The sequence below is a fragment of the Actinophytocola sp. genome (assembly GCF_045807065.1).
Lineage (GTDB): Bacteria > Actinomycetota > Actinomycetes > Mycobacteriales > Pseudonocardiaceae > Actinophytocola.
The window spans coordinates 1-21410 of the sequence record NZ_JBJMIE010000249.1 but is presented as its reverse complement, the minus strand read 5'-3'; the positions used below and the strand labels follow the sequence as shown (position 1 = coordinate 21410).

General features: G+C 72.0%; 22 protein-coding genes and 1 pseudogene. 5 read left to right on the top strand and 18 right to left on the bottom strand.

The window, feature by feature from the left end:
- Nucleotide 1: 1 nt before the first annotated feature.
- Nucleotides 2-751 (bottom strand): cytochrome c biogenesis CcdA family protein, encoded by a 750-nt coding sequence (locus ACJ73U_RS14575; protein ID WP_407778140.1) that lies wholly within the window; start codon nt 749-751, stop codon nt 2-4.
- 152 nt (nt 752-903) lie between these two features.
- Here ACJ73U_RS14575 and ACJ73U_RS14570 point away from each other — a divergent pair, with 152 nt between their 5' ends.
- A complete protein-coding gene (locus tag ACJ73U_RS14570; protein ID WP_407778139.1) occupies nt 904-1401 on the top strand; it encodes a SigE family RNA polymerase sigma factor in 498 nt (165 codons plus the stop codon).
- Entirely contained in the window at nt 1398-2231 is an 834-nt protein-coding gene (locus tag ACJ73U_RS14565) for a hypothetical protein (protein ID WP_407778138.1), read from the top strand. The genes ACJ73U_RS14570 and ACJ73U_RS14565 overlap by 4 nt, the downstream gene beginning before the upstream one ends.
- Nucleotides 2232-2265: 34 nt before the next feature.
- On the opposite strand, the gene ACJ73U_RS14560 is transcribed toward ACJ73U_RS14565, so the two are convergent.
- From ACJ73U_RS14560 to ACJ73U_RS14480, 17 genes and pseudogenes are all read right to left on the bottom strand, one after another.
- The gene (locus ACJ73U_RS14560; RefSeq protein WP_407778137.1) at nt 2266-2841 is read right to left on the bottom strand and encodes a TlpA disulfide reductase family protein; all 576 of its coding nucleotides are present in this window, start codon (nt 2839-2841) and stop codon (nt 2266-2268) included.
- Nucleotides 2838-3479, bottom strand: a complete 642-nt coding sequence (locus tag ACJ73U_RS14555) for a histidine phosphatase family protein (RefSeq protein WP_407778136.1) — start codon at nt 3477-3479, stop codon at nt 2838-2840. Before ACJ73U_RS14555 ends, ACJ73U_RS14560 begins: the two co-directional genes overlap by 4 nt.
- Entirely contained in the window at nt 3476-4765 is a 1290-nt protein-coding gene (gene hemL / locus ACJ73U_RS14550) for a glutamate-1-semialdehyde 2,1-aminomutase (RefSeq protein WP_407778150.1), read from the bottom strand. The genes ACJ73U_RS14555 and hemL overlap by 4 nt, the downstream gene beginning before the upstream one ends.
- A 24-nt stretch (nt 4766-4789) precedes the next feature.
- Complete coding sequence (locus tag ACJ73U_RS14545; RefSeq protein ID WP_407778135.1) at nt 4790-5104, bottom strand: hypothetical protein; 315 nt, start codon at nt 5102-5104, stop codon at nt 4790-4792.
- An 18-nt stretch (nt 5105-5122) separates the two neighbouring features.
- Nucleotides 5123-5614, bottom strand: a complete 492-nt coding sequence (locus ACJ73U_RS14540) for a hypothetical protein (RefSeq protein ID WP_407778134.1) — start codon at nt 5612-5614, stop codon at nt 5123-5125.
- A gap of 13 nt (nt 5615-5627) precedes the next feature.
- On the bottom strand, nt 5628-6077 hold the full coding sequence (locus ACJ73U_RS14535) for a hypothetical protein (RefSeq protein WP_407778133.1): 450 nt from the start codon (nt 6075-6077) through the stop codon (nt 5628-5630).
- Nucleotides 6078-6138: 61 nt separating this feature from the next.
- A complete protein-coding gene (locus ACJ73U_RS14530) occupies nt 6139-6906 on the bottom strand; it encodes a hypothetical protein (RefSeq protein WP_407778132.1) in 768 nt (255 codons plus the stop codon).
- Nucleotides 6907-6935: 29 nt separating this feature from the next.
- A complete protein-coding gene (gene hemB / locus ACJ73U_RS14525; RefSeq protein ID WP_407778131.1) occupies nt 6936-7907 on the bottom strand; it encodes a porphobilinogen synthase in 972 nt (323 codons plus the stop codon).
- A gap of 135 nt (nt 7908-8042) precedes the next feature.
- Complete coding sequence (locus ACJ73U_RS14520) at nt 8043-9575, bottom strand: uroporphyrinogen-III synthase (RefSeq protein WP_407778130.1); 1533 nt, start codon at nt 9573-9575, stop codon at nt 8043-8045.
- Nucleotides 9576-9596: 21 nt separating this feature from the next.
- Nucleotides 9597-10568, bottom strand: a complete 972-nt coding sequence (hemC, locus tag ACJ73U_RS14515) for a hydroxymethylbilane synthase (RefSeq protein WP_407778129.1) — start codon at nt 10566-10568, stop codon at nt 9597-9599.
- A gap of 167 nt (nt 10569-10735) precedes the next feature.
- A pseudogene (locus ACJ73U_RS14510) lies at nt 10736-12085 on the bottom strand (glutamyl-tRNA reductase); the annotation flags it as partial.
- Entirely contained in the window at nt 12082-12843 is a 762-nt protein-coding gene (locus tag ACJ73U_RS14505) for a redox-sensing transcriptional repressor Rex (protein ID WP_407778149.1), read from the bottom strand. The pseudogene ACJ73U_RS14510 and the gene ACJ73U_RS14505, both read right to left, overlap by 4 nt.
- Before the next feature lie 238 nt (nt 12844-13081).
- Complete coding sequence (locus tag ACJ73U_RS14500; protein ID WP_407778128.1) at nt 13082-13366, bottom strand: ubiquitin-like small modifier protein 1; 285 nt, start codon at nt 13364-13366, stop codon at nt 13082-13084.
- A gap of 2 nt (nt 13367-13368) precedes the next feature.
- On the bottom strand, nt 13369-14442 hold the full coding sequence (locus ACJ73U_RS14495) for a WD40/YVTN/BNR-like repeat-containing protein (RefSeq protein WP_407778127.1): 1074 nt from the start codon (nt 14440-14442) through the stop codon (nt 13369-13371).
- Nucleotides 14443-14490: 48 nt separating this feature from the next.
- Nucleotides 14491-16041: a molybdopterin-dependent oxidoreductase gene (locus tag ACJ73U_RS14490; RefSeq protein ID WP_407778126.1), complete on the bottom strand. Its 1551-nt coding sequence runs from the start codon at nt 16039-16041 to the stop codon at nt 14491-14493.
- Between the two features lie 264 nt (nt 16042-16305).
- Nucleotides 16306-16533 (bottom strand): glutaredoxin family protein, encoded by a 228-nt coding sequence (locus ACJ73U_RS14485; RefSeq protein ID WP_407778148.1) that lies wholly within the window; start codon nt 16531-16533, stop codon nt 16306-16308.
- 13 nt (nt 16534-16546) lie between these two features.
- Nucleotides 16547-18028 carry an AMP-binding protein gene (locus tag ACJ73U_RS14480; protein WP_407778125.1) on the bottom strand — a complete coding sequence of 494 codons (1482 nt, stop codon included), beginning with the start codon at nt 18026-18028 and terminating at the stop codon, nt 16547-16549.
- A gap of 183 nt (nt 18029-18211) precedes the next feature.
- On the opposite strand from ACJ73U_RS14480, the gene ACJ73U_RS14475 reads away from it, so the two are divergent.
- The 3 genes from ACJ73U_RS14475 (at nt 18212) to ACJ73U_RS14465 (ending at nt 21288) form a co-directional block, all read left to right on the top strand.
- Complete coding sequence (locus ACJ73U_RS14475) at nt 18212-18841, top strand: sigma-70 family RNA polymerase sigma factor (RefSeq protein ID WP_407778124.1); 630 nt, start codon at nt 18212-18214, stop codon at nt 18839-18841.
- 39 nt (nt 18842-18880) lie between these two features.
- Entirely contained in the window at nt 18881-20323 is a 1443-nt protein-coding gene (locus ACJ73U_RS14470; protein WP_407778123.1) for a DUF5667 domain-containing protein, read from the top strand.
- A gap of 83 nt (nt 20324-20406) precedes the next feature.
- Complete coding sequence (locus ACJ73U_RS14465; protein WP_407778122.1) at nt 20407-21288, top strand: HAD family hydrolase; 882 nt, start codon at nt 20407-20409, stop codon at nt 21286-21288.
- Nucleotides 21289-21410: the final 122 nt, after the last annotated feature.

The window sequence follows — 21410 nt, the reverse complement described above, 5'->3', positions numbered from 1 at the left end:
ATCACAGGGGCAGCTCCGTGTTGGTGATCACGGCGTACTTGAGCCAGGACGTCAGCTCGCCCCACAGCCCGGTGACGAGCAGCACGCCGACCACGAAGAGCAGCACGCCGCCGGTCAGCTGGATGGCCCGGGCGTGCCGGCGCAGCCAGCCGTTGGCGCGGACCGTCCAGCGGGCGCCGAGCGCGATGAGCAGAAACGGCAACCCCAGCCCGAGGCAGTAGAGCAGGACGAGGAGGAAGCCGCGTGCGGCCGTGCCGCCGGTGCTGGCGGCGATGACGAGGACACCGGAGAGGGTCGGGCCGATGCACGGGGTCCAGCCGAGACCGAAGATCGCGCCGAGGACCGGGGCGCCGGCCAGGCCCATGCGGGGGACCTTGTGGAACCGGATGTCCCGCTGCAGGCCGGGGATGAGCCCGACGAAGACCAGCGACAGCCCGATGATGACCACGCCCCCCACCCGCTGCAGGACGGTCTGGTTGGCGGCGAGCGCGTCGGAGAACCACCAGACGAGGCCGCCGACGCTGAGGGCGAAGACCACCGTGAAGCCGAGGACGAACAGGCCGACGGCGCCGAGGACCTTGGCCTTCCTGCCGTCCTCGGTGTCCGAGCCGACCAGTGCGGTCAGGTAGGCGAGGTAGCCGGGGACCAGTGGGACCACGCACGGCGAGGCGAAGGAGATCACGCCCGCGAGCAGCGCCACCCCAGCGGCCAGCACGAGCGGCCCACTGGTGGCGATGGCGGTCGGGTCCACGCGGTTGAGGGTAGGCGTGGGACCTTGGTCCTACGGGTACCGGGTCCGCCTCTCAGCTGGCGTTGAGGAATCCGCCGCGTCGTGCAACGTCCTGCCGCACGACTCCGTTGAGGGTCCGAGCACACAGCCGAGCAGCCGACCGGGAGTGGCCGATGGAGTTCGCCGAGTACGTGGCCCGACAGCGACCCGCGCTGATGCGGTTCGCCACGGTTCTGACCTGCCAGGCGTGGCTGGCCGAGGACCTGGTGAGCGACGTGCTCGGCCGGGCGTTCGAGCGGTGGGACCGCATCTCGGGGATGGCCGAGCCGAACGCCTACGTGCGGCGGATGGTCGTCAACGACTACCTGTCCTGGCGCAGGCGGCTCGCCCGCACCACGCCGAGGTCCGACGTCGAGCCGGACGCGGCGGGGTACGGCGACGGCGCCGACCAGCGGGCCGAGCGGGACGCGATGATCCGCCGCCTCGCCGCCCTGCCGAGGAAACAGCGTGCGGCGGTGGTCCTGCGTTACTACGCGGGGCTTCCCGACGCCGAGATCGCCGGCCAGCTGGGTTGCCGGGAGACGACCGTCCGCAGCCAGATCCACCGGGCACTCGCCGCTCTGCGCATCGACATGACCACCGATTCCCGCGCCTACCAGGAGACCTCATGACCGACCTGCGCACCCTCCACGACGCCTTCGCCGAGCTGGAGCGCCGGGCCGACGCCGCGTCGGCCGGCGCCCTGTCCACCGCGCCCGGGCCGCGCCGGGCGCTCGGCCTGCGGCTGGTGCCGGTCGCGGCCACCGTCGTCGCCGTGGCGGGACTGGCCGCCGGGGCCATGTGGCTCGTGCCGGGCGGCAACACCGGCGCGGCGGCCGGTGGCCCACCGACCACCACCACCGTGGCGACGGCGGCGCCCACCACCGAGCCCGCGGTGCCCAGCACGACCGAGGACCTGGCCAACCGGTTCCGGCGGGTGCTCGGGAACACGGCGACGTTCGAGGTGAGCGACTCCGGAGGCGTCGGTGTGGAGGAGCACCCGCCCTCGGGTGGCCCCCGGTCGGTCCCGGGTAGTGCGGAGACGAACACGAGCGGACCGTCGGTGCCGACGACGTCGGTGACGACGCGGTCGAACGACGACGCCATCGGCAACGGGGTCGTGATCCGCGGCACCCTGACCGCGGCAGGCGTCACCGGCGGTTTCGACCTGCAGATGTACGGCATGGACCCGGGGGCGGGCGTCTGGTGCGACGACCCCGACCGGTCCACCTGCACGCAGAGCACCCTGCCGGACGGCACGAAGCTCGCGATCGGGCAGGAACCGCTCCAGGAGACCGGCGGGATCACCTACCTGCTCAACGTCGTCCGCCCGGACGGCACGGTGATCCTCATGCACCTCAGCAACATGGGCGACGCCAAGGGCGCCGGTGGGGTGCTCGCGCCGCAGCCGCCGCTGACCACCGAGCAGCTGAAGGCGATCGCCGCCTCCGACCGCTGGTGAGGCGGTGTGGGCCGGCCGCCTGGCCGGCCCACGGTCATTTCTCGGCCAGCAGGCGGTCCAGCACCGGGATGAGGTCGGTGGCCAGGAGGTCGCGGAGGAAGACCGCCGCGACCCGGTGCTGCCTGTCCAGGACGATCGTCGACGGGACCGCCGCCCGCGGGTAGCCCTGCAGCGCCAGCAGCGAACGCTGGGGCGGGTCGTAGATGGACGGGTAGGTCAGGCCCGTGTCGCGCGAGAAGTCCTCGGGGAAGCTGCGGTCGTCGTCGCGGACGTCGATGCCCAGGAGCTGCACGCCCTTGTCCTCGTAGGACGCCCAGACCTTCTGCATCTGCGGCGCCTCCACCCGGCACGGCGGGCACCACGCGCCCCAGATGTTCAGGACCACGACCTTGCCCCGGTAGTCCGAGAGCCTGAGCTGCTTGCCCTCGTCCATCAGGCTCTCGCCCTCGAGCTTGCCGATCTGCTTGCGCTCGTCGGCGTCGTAGGTGATGTCGGTCTTGCCGCCCGGGCTGACGAAGTTGAACTCCGTGCCGTTCGCGACCGCGTCCGGGCCGGTCGAGCAGCCGGCCGCCAGCAACGCCGCGGCCAGCAACAGGGCGATCTTCCTCATGCCCCGGTCACCTTGGGGCTGCTCGCGCCGGTCGGCTCCGAGTACCGGATCGCGACCAGGCTCTCGTTGTCGAACAGCAGGCTGGTCAGCGACGCCAGCGAGCACTGGCGCCGCCGCGGGTCGTGCCACAGGCGCTTGCCCTCCAGGAACCTGCGCAGCGTCCAGATCGGCAGCTGGTGGGACACGCACACCGCCTCGTGGCCTTCCGCCACCGCCCGCGCGCGGTAGACCGCGCCCAGCATGCGCCGCGCGATCTGCAGGTACGGCTCGCCCCAGGACGGCAGGAAGGGGTTGTGCAGCTGCGGCCAGTGCTTGGGTGAACGCAGGGCACCGTCGCCGATGGCCACCCGCTTGCCCTCGAAGATGTTGGCGGCCTCGATCAGCTGTTCGTCCGTGTCGAGGGTCAGCTGGTGGGAGTCGACGATCGGGGTCGCGGTCTCCTGCGCGCGCTGCAGCGGCGAGGCGACCACGTGCGCGATGTCGTTGCCCGACAGGCTCTCGGCCACGATCAGCGCCTGTCGCTGCCCCAGCTCGGACAGCCGGAAGCCCGCCAGCCGGCCGTAGAGGATGCCCTCCGGGTTGTGCACCTCGCCGTGACGTAACAGGTGCACGACCGTCCGTGTGCTTGCGCCGCTCACTTCTCCCCCTCCGCGGCCGCGGCCGCCGCCGCGGGCAGTGCCGCCGCGATGATCTCGAACGTCTCCTCGGTCATCGCCGCGTTGACGAACCACGCCTCGAACGCGCTCGGCGGCGCGTACACGCCCCGGTCGAGCAGTGCGTGGAAGAACGCCGGGAACCGGCCGGTGGCCGACGCCTTGGCCGCCGCGAAGTTCCGGACCGGCGCCTCGGTGAAGAACACGCTCAGCAGGTTGCCGGCGAACTGGACCCGGTGCGGGACGCCCGCCTGGGTGAGCGCCGTTCCCAGCAGCGCGCCGAGCCTGGTCGCGTTGGCGTCGAGCTTCACGTACGTCCCGGGCCTGGCCTCCCGCAGCGAGGCGAGACCGGCGGCCACCGCGACCGGGTTCCCGGACAGCGTGCCCGCCTGGTACACCGGGCCAGCGGGGGCCAGGAGCGCCATGACGTCGGCGCGGCCGCCGAACGCCGCCGCGGGCAGCCCGCCGGACATGACCTTGCCGAACGTGTACAGGTCGCCGGCCACAGTGTCGACGCCGTGCCAGCCCGCCTCCGTCACGCGGAAGCCGGTCATGACCTCGTCCATGATCAGCAGGGCGCCGTCCTCGTGGGTCAGCTCACGCAGGCCCTCGTTGAAGCCGGGCTCCGGCGGGATCGCGCCCATGTTGCCGGCCGCTGCCTCGGTGATCACGGCCGCGATCTGGCCGCCGTGCTCGGCGAAGGCGGCGCGGACCGCGTCGAGGTCGTTGTAGGGCAGGACGATCGTGTCGCCGGCCTGCGCGCCGGTGACGCCCGGCGTGTTCGGCAGCGCGAAGGTCGCGACGCCGGAGCCGGCCTCGGCCAGCAACGCGTCGACGTGGCCGTGGTAGCAGCCGGCGAACTTGACGATCTTGGTCCGACCGGTGAAGCCGCGCGCCAGGCGGATGGCGCTCATCGTGGCCTCGGTGCCGGAGTTGACCAGCCGTACCTGCTGGACGGGGTCGACGCGGCGGATGATCTCCTCGGCGAGGTCGATCTCCGCCTCGGTGGGGGTGCCGAACGAGAGCCCGCTCGTGGCGGCCGCGCGGACGGCCTCGACGATCGGCGGGTGGGCGTGCCCGTGGATCATCGGGCCCCACGAGCTGACGAGGTCGACGTACCGGTTGCCGTCGGCGTCCCACAGGAAGGGCCCCTCGCCGCGGACCATGAACCTCGGCGTGCCGCCGACGGCCTGGAACGCGCGGACCGGGGAGTTCACCCCGCCGGGAGTCACCGACTGGGCGCGCTTGAAGAGGGCCCGAGACTGTTCGATCGTCACCCGACCAGTCTTACACCGCTATTTTCCGCGCCTCGGCCGGGCACGGACCGCGAGGATCACCTGCCGCGCGGCGTCGACGACGAGCACCGCGGCGACCGTGCCGAGCAGGATCGCGAGCGCCATCCAGCTGCCGATCCAGCGGGTGGACTCCAGCGTGATGTTGTTCGGGTAGTGCTCGACGACCTTCGCGACGCCGCGCGACCACAGGTCGAACGCGAACCACACGGCGACCGCGGCGACGACCAGCTCACCGAGCGCGACGAACGCCCGCCACGGCTTGTGCAGCTGGCCCGGTTCGGTTGGCGGCGGGGCGACGAGCTCTTCGGTGGCCACGGTCACTTTTCTACCTTCTCACGGCCGCTTGTGCGTACGCAGGCGGCGCTGTTTGTGCTCGGCGAAGTACTTCGTCGACTCCGGGCGGAACATGTAGATCACCGCGGTGACGCCGAACGCGACCTCGGCCAGGCTCCAGATGAGCTTCAGTTCCGCGCCGCTGTCGGCGATGGCGGCGAGGAAGCTCCAGACGCCGAACACCGTGTAGAGCGTGAGCAGGACGCGTGCCCAGTTGCGGCCGGCCCGCATCTTCATGGCGAACAGCACGAACAGCCCGGCGAAGATCACGATGCTGAACCCGAGGATGACCTGCATGGCGCCGACCAGCGCGGACGCGCTGAGCCGCTGCTCGGGCGGCATGCTGGCGATCGTCTCCTTGACCCAGCTCGTCAGCAGGGCCCGGTCGAGCAGGACGGTGAAGACGGTGCCGAGGCAGCTGATGGCCACGCTCGCGAGCACCGCCTGGAACGCCGAGTCGACGGCCTTGGGCCTGATGATGGGCTCTTCCACGGTGCCCATTCTTCTACGCCTGTTTTTCCACGAGGTCGGCCAGGGCTTCCTGGAATGCCTCACCGTCGAGGGCCCAGGCGAGGACGACGGTGCCGTCCTCGAGGCGGATGGGCACCTCGGTGGTCTTGCGCGGCGCGGTCCAGCCGCCGCCGAGCACCCGTGCGCCGGCCGCCGCGCCGACGTCGGTGACCTGGGTGATGGTGCCGGTGTCGATCGTCTCGCGGCCCTGGGTGAGCTGGCTGGGCGTCAGCTCGACCCGGTAGACCTTGCGGCGGGCGTTCACCCACAGGGCCGCGAGCCCGAACAGCGCGATGGCCACGATCAGCCAGGGGACGGTGTGGACCGGCCCGGTGAACGCCTCGAGCCCGGCGCCGACGGCCGCGAAGGCGGGTCCCCAGAGCAGCGGCCACCAGGTGGAGCCCGGTTCCAGGTAGAGGACCCGCTCGTAACCCCCGCCGCTCAAGACGTCCCCTCGCGGGCTCGGTGACGTCTTGCGTCGGCGGGGTGCCCGCGGTCCGCTCCGCTCACGGCACTTGGCGTGGCGGGAAGTACTTGCGCGAGGACGGGGCCCACAGCAACGCGAGCCCGACGAGGGCGAACATCGCGCTGAGGATCCCGAGCTGCGTGCCGTTCAGGAACAGGTGGAAGATCACGAGGATGACCGCGAAGATCGTGACCAGCGCGCGGCCCCGGCGGGTGCCCTCGGTGGCCTTGTAGCCGAAGAGCGCGAGGAAGATCGTGAACGCGAGCGCCGCGATGGTCACGATCCACAGGATCTGGTTGACCGCGCTGGAGATCTGGTCCGGGGTGATCTTCGGGTCCTTGTTGCTCTTGATCTGGTCGTCGATGATCTGCTGCTTGTAGACCAGGGACAGGACCATGCTGAACAGCCAGACCAACCCGGCGGCGGTGAAGAAGTAGAAGGAGAAGCGGAGCATGCGCGGCGCCGGCTCCTCGAAGCGGCGCTTCGCCTGGGTGCGGAGAGCCTGCTCACGCGGCGGTGGCGGGGCCTTCTCCAGCTCCGCCATCAGCGGCTCGGCTTCCTCGGCCTCGACGGACCGCGCCTTCGCCCTGCCTCCGCCCGCCTCGGCGTCCTCCGCCTGCGCGGGGTCCGCGACTTCGGCTTCCGGGCCGCCCGCGCGCGTGGCCTCCACGGCCGCGGCGGCCTTGTCGGCGGGTTCGGTGCCCGAGTCGGCCCGCGACGGCTCGGCCGTGGGCTCGATCCCGTCCGCCGGCTGGGGCGCCTCGTCGGCCGTGGGCTCTTCTGGATCCGAATTGCCTGGCTTCGTCACGGGCGGCAGGGTACCTGTGCCTTTCCGCTCTACCGCAGCCAGGCCGATGCCTCGACGGCCCAGTAGGTCAGCACGATGTCCGCGCCGGCGCGCCGGATCGAGGACAGTGACTCCAGGATCGCGGTTCGGCGGTCGCACCAGCCGCCGGCCGCGGCGGCCTCGATCATGGCGTACTCGCCCGAGATCTGGTAGGCCGCGACCGGTACGTCCGCGATCTCCGCCACCGCGTGCACCACGTCCAGGTACAGCATGGCCGGCTTCACCATGACCATGTCCGCGCCCTCGTCCAGGTCGAGCCGGACCTCGCGCAGCGCCTCACGCAGGTTCGCCGGGTCCTGCTGGTAGGTCCGCCGGTCGCCCTGCAGCGAGGACTCCATCGCGTCGCGGAACGGGCCGTAGAACGCCGACGAGTACTTCGCCGAGTACGCCAGGATGCCGGTGTCGGTGAAGCCCGCCTCCTCCAGTGCGGCGCGGACGGCGGCCACCTGGCCGTCCATCATGCCGCTCGGGCCGAGCAGGTGGGCGCCGGCTTCGGCCTGGGCGACGGCCATGCGGCCGTAGATCTCCAGCGTCGCGTCGTTGTCCACGCGTCCGGAGGCGTCGAGCACGCCGCAGTGGCCGTGGTCGGTGAACTCGTCCAGGCACAGGTCGGACATGAGCACGGTCTCGTCGCCCAGCTCCGACCGCAGGTCCCGCAGGGCGAGGTTCAGCACGCCGTTCGGGTCGCAGCCGCCCGAGCCCACCGCGTCCTTGTGCTGGGGGACGCCGAACAGCATCAGGCCGCCGACGCCCGCCTCGACCGCCTCGACGGCCGCCTTCCGGAGGCTCTCGCGGCTGTGCTGCACGACGCCGGGCATGGTCGCGACCGGGACCGGCTCGGTCGCGCCCTCCTTCACGAACATCGGCAGCACCAGCTGGCTGGGCCGCACGGTCGTCTCGGCCACGAGCCGGCGCATGGCGGGCGAGGTCCGCAACCGCCGAGGCCTCTGGTCAGGGAACACGGCTAACTCCAAACCGTCAGGAAAGGCACGTTCGAGACGTCGGCACCGCCATGAAAGGCGCGTTCGGGACGTCGAGCGTCCTCATCGCGCGCCCCTCATGGCACGGCCGGGTCCGGAAAGCGCCTTCCACAGGACTCAGCGGCGGGCGCGCTTGGTCTTGCGCGGCGGGGGCAGGGCGCCCTCGGCCCGCAGGCGTGCGGCGTGCTCGGCCAGCGCGTCGACCAGCGCCGGCACCTGCGCCACCTCCGGCTGCACGTCCACCCGCAGGCCGAACTCCCGCGCGGTCTCCGCGGTCTTCGGGCCGATGCAGGCGACGAGCGTGCGGGTGTGCGGCTTGCCGGCGATGCCGACCAGGTTCCGCACGGTGGACGACGAGGTGAAGCACACCGCGTCGAAGCCACCCGTCTTGATCATCTCGCGGGTCTCGGCCGGCGGCGGCGCGGCACGCACCGTGCGGTACGCGGTCACGTCGTCGATCTCCCAGCCGCGGTCGCGCAGGCCGGCGGCCAGCGTCTCCGTGGCGATGTCGGCACGCGGCAGCAGCACCCGGTCGACCGGGTCGAGGATGTCGTCGTACGGCGGGAACTCCTCCAGGAGCCCCTCCGAGGACTGCTCGCCCGACGGGATCAGCTCCGGGATGATGCCGAAGCCGCGCACCTTCTCCGCGGTGGCCGCGCCGACGCACGCGATCTTCACCCCGGAGAACGCACGCGCGTCGAGGCCGAACTCCTCGAACTTCTCCCACACCGCGCGCACGGCGTTGGTCGAGGTGAACACGATCCACTGGTAGCGGCCGTCCACCAGGCCCTTCACCGAGCGCTCCATCTGCGCGGGGCTGCGCGGCGGCTCGACCGAGATGGTCGGCACCTCCGACGGGATGGCGCCGTGCAGCCGCAGCCGCTCGCTCATCTCGCCGGCCTGGTCCTTGGTGCGCGGCACGAGCACGCGCCACCCGTACAGGGCGCGCGACTCCCACCACGACAGCTTGGTGCGCTCCGCGACGGCCTGGCCGACCGTGACCACGAGGTTGCCGGAGATCTCGCCGGCGTCCTGCCCGAGCGTGGCCAGCGTGCTGTCGAGCGTGCGCTGGCCCGGGCCGGTGCCGTCGGCGGTCACCGCGACCGGGGTCTGCGGCGCGAGGCCGTGCTCGACGAGCGCGGACGCGGCCTCGGCGAGGTGGCTCGACGACGCGATCAGCACGATCGGCCCCGGGGTCTTGGCGAGGCCGGCCCAGTCGACGTCACCGCGGACGTCGACCTCGGTGTGCGTGCCGCCGAGCGCGATGCCGGCGTACGCGGGCACGGCGGTCGCGGTCGGCACACCCGGCACGACGTCGTAGACCGCGGCGGTCTTGGCCACCGCCTGCGCCTCGGCCACGAGACCGGAGTGCGTCAGCGGGTCGCCGGACACTAAACGGACGACGACGCGCCCTGCCTTCGACTCGTTGACGAGATCCCTCGCGACGTCGGCCGGCTCGCCGACCGCCGGCCGGACCTCGGCCTCCGGATCGGCGATCGCGAGCACGCCGGACGGCACGTCCGGGTCGATCACCAGCAGCTCCGCGCGCTGGATCAACTCCTGCGCTCGGACGGTGAGAAGCCCGGCGTCGCCGGGCCCCGAGCCCACGAACGCGATGCGTCCGGAGGACTTTCGGGCTTCGGTGGTCATTTCTCGGCCACTTCCTCTTAATTACCTGTTGTGCTCGTCGCCGGTCAACGTGCCCGCGCCGAGCTCGAGCAGCTCAGCGGCCAACGCACGCCCGAGCTGCTCACCTTCTGTCAGGTCACCGGTGGCCGATGCGCGGAACAGCTCGACGGCGGGCCCTTCGGCCTGGCTGTCGAACGTCCAGTTCGCGGCCGCGACCCCGCGCAGCGACAGGCGGTGCACGATCCTGTCGTCGGCGTCGAGGTCCTCGACCACATCGGCCAGTGCGCCGACCGGGGCCTGGCAGCCGGCCTCGAGCGCGGCCAGCAAGGCCCGCTCGGCGCCGACCGCGGCCCTGGTGGCTGTGTCGTCCACGATTGACTGGAGCAGGTGTTCGGTGTCGACGTCGTCGACCCGGCACTCCACGGCCAGCGCGCCCTGCGCCGGCGCGGGCAGCACCTGGATCGGGTCGAGCACCTCGGTGATCACGTCGAGCCGGCCGAGCCTGGCCAGCCCGGCACGAGCGAGCACCACGCCGTCCAGCTCGCCGTCGTGCACCTTGCGGATCCTGGTGTCGACGTTGCCCCTGATGGGCACGATCTCCAGGCCCAGTCCGAGCGCCCTGATCTGGGCCGCCCGCCGGGGCGACCCCGTGCCGACCCGCGAACCCGCCGGCAGCTCACCGAGGGTAAGGCCGTCCCGGGCGACGAGCGCGTCCCTCGGGTCCTCCCGCGACGGCACGGCGGCGAGGGACAGCCGGGGGTCGGGCGCGGTCGGCAGGTCCTTGTAGGAGTGGATGGCGACGTCGACGGTGCCGTCGGCGAGCGCGTCGCGCAGCGCGGAGGTGAACACCCCGATCCCGATCTCCGCGATGGGCGCGGCCGACCGGTCCCCCGGCGTGACGACGGTGATCAGCTCCGTCCTGGCGCCGGCCGCCTCCAGCCGGGCCGCGACGGTCCTCGACTGGGCGAGCGCGAGCGCGCTGCCGCGGGTGCCGATCCGGATGACACTGCTCACCGGCGCTCACCGTCCGCCGACTGTCGGTGCTCCCCGGTAGCGTTGAAATCGGGGGCTCCCTGCGCCACGAAGGGGACTTTCGCTCGGGCTCGTGCCACGAAGTTGTCCACAGCCCCGCTTTCCGCGCCGGAACTGTCGGTCCCGCCCGGTAGCGTGGAAACCGGGGGGGCCCCCGGCGCACCAGTGGGACTTTCGTACAGCGGCGCGGTGGGCGCGGTGGCTGTGACCGGCGCGGCGGCCGCGGTGATGGCGGCCGGGGCCGTGGGAGTCAGTTGGAACAGCTCGCGCAGGGCCTCGGCGTACTCCACGCCGTTCGGGCCCGTCGCCAGCTCCTTCACGCGGACGGTCGGGGTGTGCAGCAGCTTGTCCACCACGCGGCGCACGGTCTGGGCCACCTCGGCGCGGGCCGTCGGCTCCAGGTCGAGGCGGGAGTTCAGGCGCAGCAGCTCGACGTCCACCACCTCGGCCGCGCGGCGGCGCAGAGCCGTCACCGTCGGGGTGACCTCGGCCGAGCGCTGGGTCGCGAGGTAGCCGCTGACCTCGTCGGCGACGATCTTGGTCGCGCGGCGGGTGTCGAGGCCGCTCGGGGCCTCGACGAGGCGCCGCTGCAGGCTCTCCAGGTCGACGATCGTGACGCCGCGGACCGTCGCCACGTCGGTCGCGACGTCACGCGGCAGGCCCAGGTCGCACACGACCAGCGGCTTCACCCGCGGCCTGATCATGCTCGCGTCGATGACCGTCGCGGTCGCGCCGGTGCAGGAGATCACGACGTCGGCGTCGGCGATGTGCGTGGGCAGGTCGTCGAGGCCGACCGCGGACGCCGGGGTGCCCTGCTCGACCTGCAGCTCCGCCATGCGCACGCCGGTCCGCTCGGTGCGGTTGGCGATGACGATCTCGCCGATGCCGGCACGACGAAGCGCGGCAGCGGAGAGACCGCCCATCGAACCGGCACCGACGATCAGGGCACGCCGCCCGGTCAGGCCCGACAGCACACCGGCGGCGTCCATCAGGGCCTCCGACACGACCGAGCCGCCGGCCGCGTCCAACCCGGTCTCCGCGTGGACCCGCTTGCCGACGCGCAGGGCGCGCTGGAACAGCTCGTGCAGCGTGCGACCCGCGGTGCCGCGCTCACGCGCCGTGTTGTAGGCCGTGCGGACCTGGCCGAGGATCTGCGCCTCGCCGATGACCATGGAGTCGAGGCCCGCGCTCACCCGGAACAGGTGCTCGGCCGCCGCGGCCGCGTAGTGCACATACAGGTGCTCGTACAGCTCGGCCACGTCGAGACCGGAGTGCCGGCCGAGCACGCCGACGACGTCCGCGAGACCGGCGTGGAAGGCCTGCACGACCGTGTAGACCTCGACCCGGTTGCACGTCGTGACCAGCGCGGCCTCGACGACGTTCTCGCACCGCATCAGCTCGTCGAGCACCTTGCCGGCCTCGCCGGCCGGCACCGTGGCGCGTTCGAGCACCGGCAGGTCCGCGGACCTGTGCGAGATGCCTACCGCCAGGACACTCATCTTCTGACCACCGCCCCGTTGTTGACACTATGGCGCGGCGTTCCGTTTACCCGGCCACTGACGCGTGGCTGCGGCGCGGTCTCCCCGGTGGGCGCGCTGTCGGCGCGCCTGGCCTGGTGGAACGACAGGATCTGCAGTTCCACCGCGAGATCGACCTTGCGGACCTCGACCGTCTCCGGCACCTGGAGCACCACCGGGGCGAAGTTCAGGATGCACTCCACCCCCGCGGCCACCAGCCGGTCGCACACCTTCTGTGCGGCGGCCGGTGGCGTGGCGATGACACCGATGGTGATCTCCTTGGCCCTGCACACCGCCGGAATGTCGTCGATGTGGTGAACCGGGATCCCACCGACGGGCACGCCCATCAGGTCTGCGTCGACGTCGAAGAGTGCGGTCACCGGGAAGCCTCTGCCAGGGAACCCGCCGTAGTTGGCGAGCGCATGTCCGAGGTTACCGATCCCCACCACTGCCACGCTCTGTTCACGGGTGAGGCCGAGGACACGTTCAATCTGGTCGATGAGCACCTCGACCTCGTACCCGACGCCACGCGTGCCATACGTGCCGATGTAGGAGAGATCCTTGCGGAGCTTCGCGGAGTTGACGCCGGCCGCGACCGACAGCTCCTCGCTGGACACCGTGCCGATGCCCTGCTCCTTCATCCCGGAGAGGACCCGCAGGTAGACCGCGAGGCGCGCGACCGCGGCCTCGGGGATGGCCCGTGGGGAGAGCGCGCCCTGACCGTTGGTCAGCGGCGGCATGGGGGCGGTGACTTCCGCGGCGCTCTCCGCTGGCGGTACTGGCCTTCTACCGTTCGAGCCGGACTGGCCACGCTGCGCCACGCTGATGCTCCTCGAAAGACTCGCCCCTGGGAATGTTCATAACGGTAGCCGCTTGTGAACGCAGGCACAAAGTCGCCGGCCAGAGCCGGTTTTCACGCCCTACTGACATGTAGCAGGTAGCTCTTGATGACATCTAGTGCCCTAGGAGGTTCCGTGCTCATCCGCCGGCCACCGATGGGATGATCTGGACCTCGCCGACGCCCCGCAGCGGGGTGGCGGCACCGGCGAGGTGCCGGCACTCCTCGCCGTCGACGTAGAAGTTCACGTACCTGCGCAGCCGGCCGGTCTCGTCCCGCAGCCGCCGCTCCAGGCCCGGGTACCGCCCCGCGAGCACGTCGAGGACGTCGGCGAGCGTCGCGTCGTCCCGCACGCTGACCGCCACCGTCGCCTGGTCGCCGGCCCGCGTACGCAGCGTCGCGGGGAGCCGCACGGTGACGTCCACGGCTAGACCACCACGGCACGCACGGACAGCACGTCCGGCAGGTTCTGGACCACCGGTCGCCAGTGCTCGCCCTCGTCGCGGCTGGCGAACACCGTGCCGGAGCGGGTGCCGATGTAGACGCCGGCCTGGTCGGCGTCGTCGACGCACATCGCGTCGCGCATGACGGCGTTCCAGAACGGCTCGGGTAAGCCGTCGGTCAGCGCGTCCCAGGACCTGCCGGCGTCCTCGCTGCGGTAGACGGCGCACCGGCCCTCCGGGGCGAACCGCCGCCCGTCCGCCACCAGCGGGAAGTTGTAGACGACGTCGGGCCGGTGCGGGTGGACGACCATCGGGAAGCCGAAGTCGGACGGCAGCCCCTCGGCGATGGACCGCCAGGTGAGCGCGCCGTCGTCGCTGCGGTAGACCCCGTGGTGGTTCTGCGCGTAGAAGCGCTCGGGCCGGTCGGGGTGCTGGGCGATCCTGTGCACGCACTGGCCGTACTCGGGGTACTGGTCGGGCAGGAAGTACGCCTTGATGCCCTGGTTGCGGGCCTGCCAGGTCTCGCCGCCGTCCTCGGTGGCGTACACGCCGCCGGTGGACATCGCGACGGTCAGGCGCGCGGGGTCGGTGGGGTGCGGCACGATCGAGTGAATCGCCTGGCCGCCGAAGCCGGGCGTCCAGTGCTCGCGGTGCGGGTGGTCCCAGAGCCCGCGCACCAGCTCGAAGGTCTGCCCGCCGTCGGTGGACCGGAACAGCGCGGAGGGCTGGACACCGGCGTACACGACGTCCGGTGCCGCGCCCGGCGCGAACTGCCAGACACGCGCGAGCGCCGCGCCCGTGTCCTCCGGGAAGGCGATCGGGGCGTGGTCCGGCTCCTGCCAGGTCCGGCCGAGGTCGTCGCTGAAGGCCACGCTCGGGCCGTAGTGCTCGCTGGTGATGCCGGCGAGCAGGCGGGGCGTCGAGCGGCGCGAGTCGAAGCCGACGGCGTAGACGTCGGTCATCGGGTGGTGGGGACCCGTCACCTCCCAGCTGGCACGGTCCTCGCTGGTCGCGAGCCACATCCCCTTGCGGGTGCCGATGGCTAGCACGACGGTCATGGCGGCCTCCTTCGAAGTCGCCAGGACGCTACGCCCGACCACCGACAATCAGCCCGCGCTTACCTCGATCGTGTGCCAGCCGGTCGCACCGTCCGGAGCGGGGTCGGCCAGTGCGTCGGTCTGCGTGTAGCCGGTGTCGTCGGTCGCGCGGACCTGGATGCGGTGGTTGCCCGGCTTCAGGTCCACGGTCACCCGCCACATGCGCCAGGTGTTGACGTCGACCTCGCTGCTCAGCTCGGCGTCGTGCCAGTCGTCGTCCACCCGGACCGCCACCCGCCGGATGCCGACGGTCTGCGCCCACGCCGTGCCGGCGATGGTGGTGCGGCCCTTCGGCAGGTTCGCGCCGTCCCGCGGGTTGTCGATGCGCGACGCGGTCTTGATGGGGCCCTTCGCCGCCCAGCCCCGCGGGATCCAGTAACCCTGCCTGTCGGCGAACGTCGTCAGCTCCATGTCGACCACCCACTTGGTCGCGGAGACGTAGCCGTACAGGCCGGGGACGACCATCCGGGCCGGGAAGCCGTGCTCCTGCGGCAGGGGCTCGCCGTTCATGCCGATGGCGAGCATGGCACCGCGGTTGGGGTCGAGGAGGGCGTCGACGGGGGTGCCGGCGGTGAAGCCGTCGATGCTGGTGGAGAACAGCTGGTCGGCGCCCGGTTTCACGCCGGCCTCCATGAGCAGGTCGCGGAGCGGGACGCCGATCCAGTCGGCGTTGGAGATGAGGCTGCCGCCGACCTCGTTGGACACGCAGGTCAGGGTCACCGGCCGCTCGATGAGCGCACGGCGGCGGATGTCGTCGAACGTGAACTCGACGGGCTTGTCGACCAGGCCGTGGACGCGCAGGCGCCAGTCCTGGGCGGAGACGCGGGGCAGCGTGAGGGCGGTGTCGATGCGGTAGAAGTCGCGGTTGCCGGTGATGAACCGGGCGCTGCCGCTGCTCGCGAAGTCCGCGTCCGCCGGGAGCTTCGGCGCGGGGCTGGCGGGCTTGAGCCGGCCGACCTCGGCGCGGGACTGCTCGACGTCCACCCGGTTGCCGCTCAGCTGGCCGATCAGGCCCGCGGCACCCGCGCCGACGTGCACGCCGGCACTCGCGCGGAGGAACCCCCGGCGGCTCTCGCGGTCCTGTTCGACGGGCCAGGCCTTGCCGTGCAGCCAGCTGAACGTGAGCAGGCCGGCGACCGTGCTGACGGCCGGTGCGACGATGCCCAGCTGCCCCAGGTCAGGGCGGCTGAGGACGGCGACGAACGCGATCACCCCCTGCGCCGCGGCTATGACCAGTCCCGGGGTCGGCCTGGTCCTGGACGCGAGGCCGGCGAGCACGGTCAGCCCGAGGACGACGACCGCGACGCCGATGAACAGGACCAGCTTGTCGGCCGTGCCGAAGGTGCTCGTGGCCCACTCGACGACCGGGTGCGGCGAGATGTCCCGCACCCAGTTGCCGACCGCCACGAACGGCGAGGCGGACGGGCCGACGAACGCCGCGACGAGGTGCCCGGCCCCGAGCGCGGCGAGAAGCGAGAGGACCGCGACGGCGATGGCCCGACTCCTCGGGAGCCGGCTCTTCGGCGTAGGCGTGGCGGCGGCACGCGTGTCGAGTTGCACACCTCTACGTTCGGCGCGGAACCCCGTTCGGTTCAACCCAATCCCGATTACGTCTTCCTTACCCGCGTGTCCAACGCCCACGACACGCGTGTCCAACGCCAGTGACACGCGAGTCCAACGCCAGTGACACGCGAGTCCAACACTGGCGACGCGCGTGTCCAACGCGGGTGACGCGCGAGTTCAACGAATCCGGGCGGCACGTTTTGTCGAACTCACCCGTCGCGCGCGTTGGACACGCGGGGTCTGGGCGTTGGACACGCGGGGTCAGCGGGTGAGGGCCGCGCGGAGGCGGGGTTCCTCGACGCGCCAGTAGCCGTGTTCCTCGCCGTCGATCAGGATCACCGGGACGCGTTCGCCGTACTCGGCGCGCAGTTCCGGGTCCGCGTCGACGTCCGTGGTCTCCCACGGCACGGCCAGCTCCCCGCAGATGCGCTCGACCTCGGCCTCCGCCACCTCGCAGAGGTGGCAGCCCTGCCTCGTCACCACAGTCACCACGCGATCGACGCTACTCCGCGGCCCCGTCCCGCAACGCGGCCCGCCGGACCTTGCCCGTCGGCGAGTGGGGCAGCTCGTCGGCGAAGCGGACCGTCCTCGGCACCTTGAAGCGGGCCAGCCGCTCCGCGCAGTGCTCGCGGACCTCGTCCTCGGTCAACGTCGCGCCGGCACGCAGGACCACCACCGCGGCGACCTGCTCGCCGGTCCGCTCGTCCGGCACGCCGACCGCGGCCGACTCGACGACGTCCGGCAGTTCGTCGATGACCCGCTCGACCTCGTTCGGGTAGACGTTGAAGCCGTTCACGATGATCAGGTCGTTGGCGCGGTCGACGAGCCGCAGGTCACCGTCCGCGTCGAGGTAGCCGACGTCGCCGGTGCGGAACCAACCCTCGGCGTCCGGGCCGCCCGCGCCGTCGGGCCAGTAGCCGCTGAACAGGTTGGGGCCACGGGCGGCGACGCGGCCGGTCTCCGGCTGGTCCTCGTCGAACCAGCCCTCCTCGTCCGGGTCGGCCCCCACGCCGTCGTCGTCCACGATCCGCAGCTCGACGTCGGGCAGCGGGCGGCCGACCGAGCCGGGCTTGGCGATGCCGCTGACCAGCGTGGACGTCAGCACCGGGCCGGTCTCGGTGAGGCCGTAGCCCTCGAACACCGGTAGCCCGGTGGCCTGCTTGACCGCCGACAGCACGGCCGGCGACAGCGGCGCGGCGCCGGAGGTCAGGAGCCGGACCGACGCCAGGCCCTCGGCGAGCCGCTGGGGGTCGGCGGTGGTCAGCGCCTGGTACATGGCCGGGACGCCGACCAACGTGGTCACCTGGTGCTCGGCGCAGACCGTCAGCGCACGCTCGGTGCCAAAGGTCTCCATCAGCACGGCCGTCGCGGCGGCCGCCGTGACCTGCAGCAGGCCGGGGCCAAGGCCGTAGGCGTGGAACAGCGGCACGACCAGCAGCACGCGGTCGCTCGCGGTGACCGGCGGCGGCTTGAGCTGGGCGCACTGCCGGACGTTGGACAGCAGCGCGCGGTGGGACAGCATCACGCCGCGCGGCACCCCGGCGGTACCGGAGGTGTAGCAGAGGACCGCGATGTCCTCGCCGCCCCTCGCCGCCGGCGTGATCGCGCCGGGCGGCTCGCCGGCCACGGCCAGGTCCGGGGCGTCGATCGTGTCGCCGACGACGAGTTCGGCGCCGCTGTCCTCGATCAGTCCCGGTAACTCCGGCGACGTGGCGGCGGCCGGCACCGCGATGCCGCCGGCCCGTAACACCGCGTACAACGCGACGCAGAACGCCGACCCGTTCGGGAGCGCGATAACCACCCGATCGCCTGGTTCGAGCCCGGCGTCAACGAGCCTCGCGGCGTACGCGTCGACGGCGCGGTTGGTTTGGGCCCAGGTGCTCGCCCGGCCGCTCGCCGCGTCCACGAGGGCGATGCGGTCCGGTGCCCGCCCGGCCGCATCGGCGACAAGGTCGGCAACGTTGCCGGTCAGCGCGTCGACCATCAAAACCCCTTCGCTCAGCGCAACTTTCCGGCAGTGTGGCACGACTCACTAACGTCATGGTCGACCGCCTCGCGAGTCTCCTTCAGGAGGTTGACCTACCTACTAGCGAGTAACTACACGTATGCTGCCAAGGTCATCGGTAGTGCCCCGTCACGGCCGATGAACCAGCCGAGGGAGTCGAGCATGCAGACCATGAGCCCAGCTGAGCTGGCCACGGTAACGCTTGCGCGAATCCCGCGACAGGAGTCTGCCGTGGAGGCACCCGAGCCCGGTGGATCGTGGGAGTTGGTGCGCGCCGCCCAGGAGGGTGATCGGTCGGCGTTCGCACTGCTCTACGACAAGTATGTCGACGTGGTGTTCCGATATGTCCTTTTCCGGGTCGGGGACCGGGAACTGGCCGAGGACGTCACCAGCGAGACGTTCCTGCGCGCGCTGCGCAGGATCTCGTCGGTGACCTACCAGGGCAGGGACGTCGGCGCCTGGTTCGTCACGATTGCGAGGAACCTGGTGCTGGACCACGTGAAGTCCAGCCGGTTCCGCCTGGAGGTGACAACGGCCGAGGTCGATGACTCCGGCCGCGTCGAAGCGGGGCCCGAACAGCAGGTGCTGGCGGGCGCGACCAGGACCGCGTTGCTGGAATGCGTCCGTCAACTGGGCGATGACCAGCGGGAATGCATTGTGCTGCGATTCCTGCAGGGCCTGTCGGTCGCGGAGACGGCGGTCGTGATGTCCCGCAACGAGGGCGCGGTGAAGGCACTGCAGCACCGCGCCGTGCGGCGACTCGCGCAACTGTTGCCGCCCGACCTTCGCTGACCGCGTAACTCCGCTGCCCGCAGAATCGTTTTTCCAGTTGTGGACGGCGAGAACAGAGGCGAGCACGACCGTGCGGCGGTCGTGCGCGCCCTGCGGTCGCTGAACCCCTTGACGGCCCCGACGGCGAGCGAACGGCTGCGCATCCGCGACCGGGTCCTGCTCGCCCTCGACGCCGACGACTCCGAGGAGCCCAACAGAGGTCCCGCCTCGCCGACAGATTCTCCGAACGCCACCCCGCCAAGCGCGGACGCCTCGCGGTTAGCGGTCACCCTGCCCCGGCCACGTGACCGCACCAAGCCGCGCGCCATCCCCGACCAGGTACCAGCTAGGGATACCGAGCAGGCCGAGCCAACCGACAGCGTCACGGGGCAACGAGCCACCGCGTCGATCCCGGCCACCGCGGATACCAGCCACACCCCGACCACGAGCCCTCGTAGGCGGATTCGGGCCGTGCGGACGCCCAGCCGGCCCGGTGTCGGGCATGGGTCGACGCGGCCGGGTGACTCGGCGGCCAAGCGGGCCGAGGACAAGCCTGCCGCGGACAAGGGGCCCGAGGACGAGCGGGCCGAGGACGAGCGGCGGCCCGATGGCGAGGGGTCCGACGACAAGCCGCGTGGCGTGTGGGCCGGTGCGCGTGGCCGGTTGGTGGTCGCGGCGTTCGCGGTGTTCGCGTTGGTCGGGTCGTTGGCCGGGATGAGTGTGTTGCTCTCCCGGGACGCCCTGCCCGGTGACGCCCTCTACGGGGTCAAGCGCACCGCGGAGGCCGCCTCGCTCGGGCTGACCTTCGGGGACGAGCCGAAGGCGCTCAAGCACCTCGAGTTCGCCTCGGCGCGGATCAGTGAGATCGAGACCCTCGCGCGGCGCTATCCCAACCCCGCGGACGCGCCGGTCGGCGGCTACCTGACCGCGCTCACCGACTTCGACAACGACGCCATCGCCGGTTCCCGTCAGCTGTTCACGCTCGCCAAGAACACCGACGGGCGGCTGCTCGAGTCGCTGCGGGACTGGTCGGCCCAGCAGGCCTCCCGGCTGCGACAGGTGGCCGCACACCTACCGCAGGCCGCACGCAACCGCCAGAACGCCTCTCGCGCCCTGCTGGACCGCGTCACGGCACGGGCGACCGACCTCCTGGCCCGCACGAAGTGCTACCAAAAAACCTCCGGCTCGTTCGACGACATCGGGGCGCTCCCCGCGACCGGCCCGTGCGAGGAGAAGACCACCGCGCCCACCTCTTCGGGCGCGCCGCCGATCGTGGCACAGGACCCCGACAGTTCCGCGGCGGCGACCGGGGCGGAGACCCCCAGCGCGCCGATCCCGTCGGCCCAGCCGACGCCCGCGGTGCCGCCGGTGCCCGTGCCCGGCACCACGGTCTCGGTGCCCGCGCCGACCGACCGCCCGTCGGTCCCGAGCGTGCCGTCGACGACCACGGTCCCGCCGCTCATCTCGCTGCCGCCGCTGCTCCCGGGCCTGGGACTCGGTTGAGTGACCCGAAAACCCGGCGGACCTGCTCGCTACGCTGTTGGATGAAGTAGCCGTTGAAGCAACTCGACCGCGGAGGCGATGCCGTGTCCCTGTGGCGTGGCCGTGCGAAGGAGCCCGACCTGCTGGCCACGATCGCCGGCGAGGCCTCGGCCGAGGCAGCCTTCACGCTCGAGCAGGCACAGCGGCCGGCGCCGGCGGTCGACCTCACCGCGGCCGCCTTCTTCGACGTCGACAACACCATGATGATGGGCGCGTCGATCTTCCACTTCGCGCGCGGGATGGCCGCCCGCAAGTTCTTCACCAGCTCCGACCTGGCCAAGTTCGCGCTCCAGCAGGTCATGTTCCGCGTGGGCGGGCGGGAGAGCCAGGACGGCATCCGCAACGCGCGTGAGTCCGGGCTGTCGTTCGTCGCGGGGCACTCGGTGGCCGAGCTGACCGCGCTCGGTGAGGAGATCTACGACGAGCTGATGGCCGACAAGATCTGGCCCGGCACCCGCACGCTCGCCCAGATGCACCTCGACGCCGGCCAGCGGGTGTGGCTCGTCACAGCCACTCCCGTCGAGCTGGCCGCGATCATCGCGCGGCGGCTCGGGCTCACCGGCGCGCTCGGCACCGTCCTGGAGAGCGAGAACGGCATCTACACCGGCCGCCTCGTCGGTGAGATGCTGCACGGCCCCGCCAAGGCGCACGCCGTGCGCGCGCTGGCCGCCACCGAGGGCCTCGACCTGCGCCGCTGCACGGCCTACTCGGACTCGGTCAACGACGTGCCGATGCTGTCCGCGGTCGGCACCGCGGTCGCCGTCAACCCCGACTCCCAGCTCCGCGACGTGGCCAAGGAGCGCGGCTGGCAGGTCCGCGACTTCCGCACCGGCCGGCGGGCCGCCCGGATCGGGGTGCCGTCGGTGATCGGCGCCGGGGCGATCGCCGGGGCGGTCGCGGCCGGGCTGGCCGCCCGCCGCCGCTGACCCCCGCCCCCCTCTTCACAGACCCCGCCGGCAGGAGTCAGGCGACCGGGATCGGGCGGAGCCGGTCGAGCCACTCCCGGGCCCGGGCGGCGTGCCCGCCCTCGCCGATCCGGCGGTACACC